Origin of the sequence: Streptomyces sp. CBMA29 (genome assembly GCF_014596445.1) — a bacterium.
In the GTDB taxonomy this organism is placed as follows: Bacteria; Actinomycetota; Actinomycetes; order Streptomycetales; family Streptomycetaceae; genus Actinacidiphila.
This window is the reverse complement of sequence record NZ_MECL01000114.1, coordinates 1-5,722: the sequence shown is the minus strand read 5'-3', so window position 1 is coordinate 5,722 and position 5,722 is coordinate 1. Positions and strand designations below refer to the sequence as shown.

Here is a 5,722-nt window from a genome sequence, read left to right as displayed (position 1 = left end):
CCGCGCTGCGCCGCCCCGAGCAGGGGCGGCGGGCGCAGGAGGAGGCCGAGTGCGCGGGGCCCGCGTCGCAGCCGGTCGTGCTGGCCTCGGGCAACCTCGGTCTCGTCGCCTTCCCCGAGATCGAGGGGCGGGCCACGCTGGAGGAGATCGACCGCCGCTCGCCCGCGCTCCTCGACGCGCTCACCGGGCACCCCGGTGTCGGTTTCGTGCTCGTGCACAGCGCCGAGCGCGGGCCGCTCGTGCTGGGCCCGGACGGCTCGCAGCGCGAGCTGGCCACCGGGCGGATCAAGGGCGACGACCCGCTCGCGCCCTTCGGCGAGGGCGCCGCGGACGCCGTGCTGCGGGCGGACGGCTTCCCCCATATCGCCGACCTCATGGTCAACTCCGCCTGCGATCCGCGCTCCGGAGCCGTGCACGCCTTCGAGGAACAGGCCGGTTCCCACGGCGGCCTCGGCGGCCCGCAGAGCCACCCCTTCCTCCTGACCCCCGTCGAACTCCCCCTCCCGCCCCCCCCCCTCGTCGGAGCCGAGGCCCTGCACTCCCTGCTGCGCACATGGCTCACCCAGCCCCAGCTCACCCAGCCCCAGCCCGCCCCGCCCCACCCCGCCCCGCCTCACCCCTTGGGTACCTGCGGAGATGAGAACGGTCGGTCAAGAAAGAGCCAATCGTCAACGAGAGGTTGACGGTCCAGGAATCGTCAACCTAACGTTGACGCATGACCAAACACCCGGTACGACTCGACGACCTCATCGACTACGTCAAGGAACAGCACCCCGGCAGCGAACCGCTCGAAGACCTCCAGCACGCGGTGGTCGTCGCCACCCACGTCGGCGAAGTCGCCGACCACCTCATCGGCCACTTCGTGGACCAGGCCCGCAGGGCGGGGGCCTCCTGGACCGACATCGGCCAGCACATGGGGGTGAGCAAGCAGGCCGCGCAGAAGCGGTTCGTGCCCAAGGTCCCCGAGGACCTGGAGTATCTGAGCGTGGAGGCGGGCTTCAACCGCTTCACCGCGCGCGCCCGCAAGACCATCGCCGCCGGACAGGAGGAGGCCCGCGGTGCCAGGCACAGCGCCGTGGCACCCGAGCACCTGGTCCTCGGCCTGCTGGACGAGCCCCACGGCCTCGCCGCCCTGTGCCTCGGCGCCCTCGGCGTCAGCGCGGAAGCCGTCCGCGCCGCCGTTTCCACGCCCGGCGCCGAGGAACAGCCCCTCAAGGGCAACCTCCCGGTCAGCCCCGCGGCCAAGAAGACCCTCCACCTGGTGCTGCGCGAGGCCCTGCGGCTCGGCCACAACTACATCGGCACCGAACACATCCTGCTCGGCGTCCTCAGCGACGACCAGGAACCCTCAGCGCGAGCGCTCGCCGACCTCGGCGTCACGCACGAGGCGGCGGAGGCGTGGACCCTCACGAGCCTGGCCGACCTCACCAAGCAGTGACCGGCACGGCCGCCCGGCGGCGGCCCGGCTCTCCCCGGCCGGTCCGCCGTCGCCCCTCAGCTCTCCTTGCGCAGCGCCAGCAGCCGGTACACCGGGTCGGGGCGCGGCACCTGCTGGCCGGGAAGCAGCGCCAGCCGCCGCACCAGCGCGCAGACCTGCTCGTCGTCCAGCGCCAGCGCCGACGCGTAGTACCCGCGCTCCAGATCCCCGGCGGTCCGCTCGGGGGAGCGGCCCTGCCCGTGGCCGGTGAAGCGCGCCTCGCCCGCCCTGCGCAGCCCGTGCTCGGAGGCGACGGCCAGGATCCGCGGGGCCGCGTCGTACGCCTTCCGCACCCGGTACGGCGCCAGCAGTTCGTCCACGTCGCTGTGCATGTCGTGGCCCGAGTCCTTGTCGACCGTCGTCACGAACACCCCGCCGGGCCGCAGTACGCGGGCGCACTCGGCGACCACCGCGGGCGCGTCCGGCAGCAGGTGCAGCAGCCACACCGCGCTCACCGCGTCCAGGGACGCGTCGGCGAAGGGCAGCCGGTGGCAGTTGCCCAGCACCACCGAGGCGCCGAGGCGCTCGGCGGCCACCTGGGCCATGCCCGCGGAGGAGTCGACGCCGAACACCCGCAGTCCCGGCCGGTCGAGCAGCCCGGTGACCAGCCCCGTACCGCAGCCGATGTCCAGCAGTGTGCCCGCGCGTTCGGGCACCAGGGCGAGGATCGCGCGGGCCGCTGACCGGGCCCGCGGCACACCGCCGCGCGTGGCGTCGTAACGCGCCGCCTCCACGTCGTAGTCCAGCATGTGGGAAATGCTAGAGGCTCCAGGTGAACAGGGGTTCACCCGGGACCTTGCGCGCCGGTTACGTGGTGAGGCCGGTGTTACGCCTGGCCGAAGGGTCCGGATCCGGCCCGAGGCGGGTGCCGTTGTCCGGATTCACCGGTTCCGCACGACCGGGGCCGACCGGGCCGGAGCGCAGCGCGATCCAGCGCGCCCCAGGTGCCGCCGACCGCCCGGCCCCCGCGCGGCGCGGACGAGCGCGGCGGGAACCGGACACCGCGATGGCTCGCGCACGCCCTTCGAGCCGAAGGCTCTTCAGCGCGCCGCACGTTTCCGTATACGCGTCACGCGGCGGCCCCCGGGCGCGGGCCGACGTCACCGGGGCCGAGCGGGAGTCCTGCGAGGCGACGGGCGCGGAATCCCACGGCTCCGCGGTGAACCCGCCCTGAGAAACGGCGCGTTACCGCGACCGGACGTGACGGCGGCGCGGCAGCCGGTAGCCTCGCCGGATGACTGAGCTGGACGGCGGCGGTACGCCGACGGGCGCGTCCGGGACCGGGCGGCGGCAAGGGCGGGCCAGGCAAGGGCAGGCCCGCGATCTGGGCGGCAGGCCCTTCCCCGACATCGCGGTCGAAGGACCGGACGGGCAGCGCGAGGCGCTGGCACGGCTGCGCGCCTGGGCCGAGCAGGAGGCGCAGGACGCCGTCGACTGGTACCAGCGCGACAAGCGGCGCAAGCGCACCGCCTCCCGCACGCTCCAGGCGCTGGCCATCGCCCTCGCGGTGGCCGGTACGGCCGTGCCGCTGGCCACCGCGGCGAGCGGCGGCTCCGGGCAGGGCTGGGGATACGTCCTGCTCGCCCTCGCGGCGGGCTGCAAGGGCTTCGACCACTTCTTCGGGCTGTCCGCCGGCTGGATGCGGGACATCACCGTCGCCCACGCGCTGCGCGGCGAGCTGAACGCCGTACGCCTCGAATGGGCCGCCGACGTGCTGCGGGCCGGGCCCGGCGGAGCCGCCGCCCGTACCTCGGGACCGCTCGAACCGGCCGAGGTCGAGCGCCAGTTGGCCCTCATCACCCGGCTCGTCACGACGGTACGCGGCCACGTCGAGTCGGAGACCGTCGACTGGCGCACCGACCTGAGCGCGCGCATCCGGCAGCTCAACGAGGCGGACGGCGGCCTGTCCGGCGCGGCGGTACCGGCCGCACCCGGCGGACCGGGCGGCTCCGGCGACCCCCGGCCCCCCACGTAAGCCCGGTTCTCGACGTCGGCCCGGCTCGCCTCAGCCCCGGTAGAGCGCCTCGATCTCCTTCGCGTACGCGTTCTCGATCGCCCGCCGCTTGAGCTTCAGCGACGGCGTCAAGGTGCCGCGTTCCTCGGAGAACGGCGCGGCCAGGATGCGGAAGGTGCGGATCGACTCGGCCTGCGAGACGAGGGTGTTCGCGGCGACCACGGCCCGCCGGATCTCCGCTTCCAGATCCGGGTCGTGCACCAGCTCGGTGGCGGCCAGATTCGGCTTGCCGCGCATCCGCAGCCAGTGCTCCACGGCCTCCCGGTCGTAGGTGACCAGCGCGGCGACGAAGGGCCGGTTGTTGCCGACGGCCACGCACTGCGCGACCAGCGGATGCGCCCGCACCCGCTCCTCCAGCGCGACCGGCGACACGCTCTTGCCGCCGCTGGTCACCAGGATCTCCTTCTTGCGGCCGGTGATCGTCAGATAACCGTCCTCGTCGAGCGCGCCCAGGTCCCCGGTGGCGAGCCAGCCGTCCCGCAGCACTTCCTCTGTGGCCTTGGCGTTGTTGAGGTAGCCGTGGAAGACCTGGCCGCCGCTCAGCCAGATCTCGCCGTCGTCGGCGATGGCCACGGTGGTGCCGGGCACCGGCTGGCCGACGGTGCCGAAACGCGTCTGCTCCGGCGGGTTCGCGGTCGCGGCGGCCGTCGTCTCCGTCAGGCCGTAGCCCTCGTAGATCGTGACGCCCGCGCCGGAGAAGAACAGGCCGAGCCGCCGGTCCATCGCCGAGCCGCCCGAGATCCCGTGCCGCACCCGGCCGCCGAGCGCGTCGCGGACCTTGCTGTAGACCAGCTTCTCGTAGAGCTGGTGCTGCATCCGCAGACCCGTGCTCGGACCCGGCCCGGTGTCGAAGGCCCGCGCCTCCACCGCCTCCGCGTACCGCACCGCGACGTCGACCGCCTTCTCGAACGGCCCGAGCCTGCCGCCCGCCTCGGCCTTGCGGCGCGCGCCCTGGTAGACCTTCTCGAAGACGTACGGCACGGCCAGGACGAACGTCGGCCGGAAGGCGGCGAGGCTCGGGATGAGTTCGGCGGCCGTCATGCTCGGCTGGTGGCCGAGCCGGATCCGGTGCCGTACCGCGGCGACCTCCACCATGCGGCCGAAGACGTGCGCCAGCGGCAGGAAGAGCAGCGTGGACGGCTCCTCGCCCGGCTTGCTCTGGAAGACCGGCTCCCAGCGGGCCACCACGTTCTCGGTCTCCGCCATGAAGTTGGCGTGCGTGAGGACACAGCCCTTGGGCCGCCCGGTGGTGCCCGAGGTGTAGATGACGGTGGCGATGGCGTCGGGCGTGACGGCGAGGCGGTGCCGCTCCACGACGTCGTCGCCGATCTGCCGCCCGGCCTCCGACAGTTCGGCCACGCAGTCGGCGTCGAGCTGCCACAGCCGGGTCAGCGCGGGCAGTTCGTCCACAGCCGCGCCGATCGTCATGGCGTGGTCCTCGTGCTCCACGACCGCCGCCACCGCGCCCGAGTCGTGCAGCATCCACCGCACCTGCTCGGAGGAGGAGGTCGGATACACCGGTACGGACTGGGCGCCGATCGCCCACAGCGCGAAGTCGAACAGCGTCCACTCGTACCGGGTACGGGACATGATCGCGACCCGGTCGCCGAACCGGACGCCCTCGGCCAGCAGCCCCTTGGCCACCGCGAGCACCTGGTCGCGGAACTCGCTCGTCGTCACGTCCCGCCAGACGCCGTCCTCGTCCGCGCGGCCGAACACCACCTTGTCGGGGGCCTGCCGTGCGTTGCCGAACACGGCATCCGCCAAACCTCCGGCCTGTGGCGTCGTGGCCATGGGGGGGACGGTGAACTCGCGCAACGGGTGCTCTCCTCATACCGCACAGTGCGGGGCCCGTAAGCTATCCGATCCGCCGCACGGGCGGGAGGGCCGTGGCAGACCCGTGTTATCGGACATCTGTGCTGGTGACGCGCGTATGACCGCGTCTCACAAGGGAGTCGTGCCCGCGCGGCCGTATCCGATGCTTCCGCCGCCGTACTTTTATCTCCACCAAATCTGCGCCGACCGGTCACTGGCGCTCCACTGTCCCAGGGGTCACGTGCGCCCCGCGCCCGGTGGTGCCTCCGGCTCCGTGCCCGCGCCCGGCTCCGCGCCCGCGTCCGGCCCCGTGTCCGGCCCCGCGCCTGGTCAGGACAGCGGCCGGTGCAGGCGGTCGCCGCCCGCGAGGATCGCCGCGGTCAGCGCGTCGGCCGCGTCCTGGGCGCGGGCCTGCC

The 5,722-nt window shown here is 73.7% G+C and carries 4 protein-coding genes and 1 pseudogene; 3 read left to right on the top strand and 2 right to left on the bottom strand.

Annotated features, from left to right (window positions below):
* Both BGM09_RS16515 and BGM09_RS16510 read left to right on the top strand, forming a co-directional pair.
* Positions 1-683: pseudogene (locus BGM09_RS16515) on the top strand (hypothetical protein); the annotation flags it as partial.
* A 32-nt stretch (positions 684-715) separates the two neighbouring features.
* The gene (locus tag BGM09_RS16510; RefSeq protein WP_188282360.1) at positions 716-1,438 is read left to right on the top strand and encodes a Clp protease N-terminal domain-containing protein; all 723 of its coding nucleotides are present in this window, start codon (positions 716-718) and stop codon (positions 1,436-1,438) included.
* Positions 1,439-1,494: 56 nt separating this feature from the next.
* On the opposite strand, the gene BGM09_RS16505 is transcribed toward BGM09_RS16510, so the two are convergent.
* Complete coding sequence (locus BGM09_RS16505; RefSeq protein ID WP_188282359.1) at positions 1,495-2,226, bottom strand: class I SAM-dependent methyltransferase; 732 nt, start codon at positions 2,224-2,226, stop codon at positions 1,495-1,497.
* Positions 2,227-2,711: 485 nt separating this feature from the next.
* On the opposite strand from BGM09_RS16505, the gene BGM09_RS16500 reads away from it, so the two are divergent.
* Positions 2,712-3,452 (top strand): SLATT domain-containing protein, encoded by a 741-nt coding sequence (locus tag BGM09_RS16500; protein WP_188282358.1) that lies wholly within the window; start codon positions 2,712-2,714, stop codon positions 3,450-3,452.
* 30 nt (positions 3,453-3,482) lie between these two features.
* Here BGM09_RS16500 and BGM09_RS16495 read toward each other — a convergent pair whose 3' ends face one another.
* On the bottom strand, positions 3,483-5,309 hold the full coding sequence (locus BGM09_RS16495) for an AMP-dependent synthetase/ligase (protein ID WP_188282357.1): 1,827 nt from the start codon (positions 5,307-5,309) through the stop codon (positions 3,483-3,485).
* Between the last annotated feature and the right edge of the window lie 413 nt (positions 5,310-5,722).